This is a genomic window from Streptomyces sp. NPDC057438 (assembly GCF_042802995.1).
Lineage (GTDB): Bacteria > Actinomycetota > Actinomycetes > Streptomycetales > Streptomycetaceae > Streptomyces.
In genome coordinates this window covers 1-1938 of record NZ_JBHVDD010000197.1, presented here as the reverse complement: position 1 = coordinate 1938, position 1938 = coordinate 1, and the positions used below count along the sequence as shown (strand labels likewise).

Genomic DNA, 1938 nt, shown 5'->3' with positions numbered 1-1938 from the left:
CCCCTGAAAAGCACGGGGCGCAGCCCCTGCTTTTCAGGGGCGCGGGGAACTGCGCGAGAAGCCCCCACCCACCCGCAGCCGAAGACCATCCCGAGGGCGGGGTCGAAGGGGCGCAGCCCCTGATGGGGGCACCTCCCGCTCGAGCGACGCCGAGAGTGAGGGAGGGACGGGTAGGGGCGGGGGGGCGAGCACAATCGAACCGACGGCACAGCAGAAGACCGACGGCAGACAGAAGAACGAGAGGTTGACCCCCGTGCACGACGACCTGATCGCCCGCGCCAAGGCGTGGCTGGCCGAGGACCCCGACCCGGAGACCCGGGACGAGCTCGGCGCGCTGATCGACGCGGCGGACACGGCGGAGCTGACCGCCCGTTTCTCCGGCACCCTCCAGTTCGGCACGGCCGGCCTGCGCGGCGAAATCGGCGCCGGCCCCATGCGGATGAACCGCTCGGTCGTCATCCGCGCCGCGGCAGGCCTCGCCGCGTACCTGAACAAGCAGGGCTGCGGCGGCGGCCTCGTCGTCATCGGCTACGACGCCCGCCACAAGTCCGCCGACTTCGCCCGCGACACCGCCGCCGTGATGACCGGCGCGGGCCTGCGCGCGGCCGTCCTCCCCCGCCCCCTGCCCACGCCCGTCCTGGCCTTCGCCATAAGGCACCTGGGCGCGGTCGCGGGCGTGGAGGTCACGGCCAGCCACAACCCGCCCCGGGACAACGGCTACAAGGTCTACCTGGGCGACGGCTCCCAGATCGTGCCCCCGGCCGACGCCGGGATCGCGGCCGAGATCGACGCCGTACGCTCCCTCGACGACGTCCCCCGCCCCGACACCGGCTGGGACATCCTCGACGACAGCGTCCTGGAGGCCTATCTGGCCCGTACGGACGCGGTCCTCTCGCCCGGCTCGCCCCGCACCGCCCGCACGGTCTACACGGCCATGCACGGTGTCGGCCGGGACACCCTGCTGGCGGCGTTCGCCCGCGCGGGCTTCCCGGAGCCCGTCCTCGTCGCCGAGCAGGCGGACCCGGACCCGGAGTTCCCGACGGTCGCCTTCCCCAACCCGGAGGAGCCCGGCGCGATGGACCTCGCGTTCGCGAAGGCCCGGGAGACGGAACCCGATCTGATCGTCGCCAACGACCCGGACGCCGACCGCTGCGCCGCGGCCGTCCGGGACGGCGCCGACTGGCGGATGCTGCGCGGCGACGAGGTGGGCGCGCTCCTCGCCGCCCACCTGGTCGCGCGCGGGGTGCGGGGCACGTTCGCCGAGTCGATCGTCTCCTCCTCGCTCCTCGGCCGGATCGCCGAGAAGGCGGGCCTCCCCTACGAGGAGACCCTCACCGGCTTCAAGTGGATCGCCCGCGTCGACGGCCTGCGCTACGGCTACGAGGAGGCCCTCGGCTACTGCGTCGACCCGGAGGGCGTCCGGGACAAGGACGGCATCACGGCGGCCCTCCTCATCACGGAACTCGCCTCGCGGCTCAAGGAGGAGGGCCGCACCCTCCTGGACCTGCTGGACGACATCGCCGTGGAGCACGGCCTGCACGCCACCGACCAGCTCTCGGTCCGCGTCGAGGACCTGTCGGTCATCGCCCGCGCCATGGAGCGGCTGCGGGAGCGGCCGCCGACCTCCCTCGCGGGCCTCGCCATCACCAGGGCCGAGGACCTCACCCGGGGCACGGACCGGCTCCCGCCCACGGACGGCCTGCGCTACACCCTCGACGGCGCCCGCGTGATCGTCCGCCCGAGCGGCACCGAGCCCAAGCTCAAGTGCTACCTGGAGGTCGTGGTGCCGGTGGCCGACCACGCCGGCCTCCCCGCGGCCCGCGCGAAGGCGACCGACCTGCTGGCCGGGATCAAGAGGGACCTGTCGGCGGCGGCGGGCATCTGACCGACCCGCCCGGACGCACGGGGGCCCCGGCGGATCACCGGCCGGGGCCCCCG

1 protein-coding gene is annotated in these 1938 nt (G+C 74.5%); it reads left to right on the top strand.

The features are described from left to right. Positions 1–253 precede the first annotated feature (253 nt). Entirely contained in the window at positions 254–1885 is a 1632-nt protein-coding gene (locus tag ACFU5F_RS42315) for a phospho-sugar mutase (RefSeq protein WP_383899009.1), read from the top strand. The last annotated feature ends 53 nt before the right edge of the window (positions 1886–1938 follow it).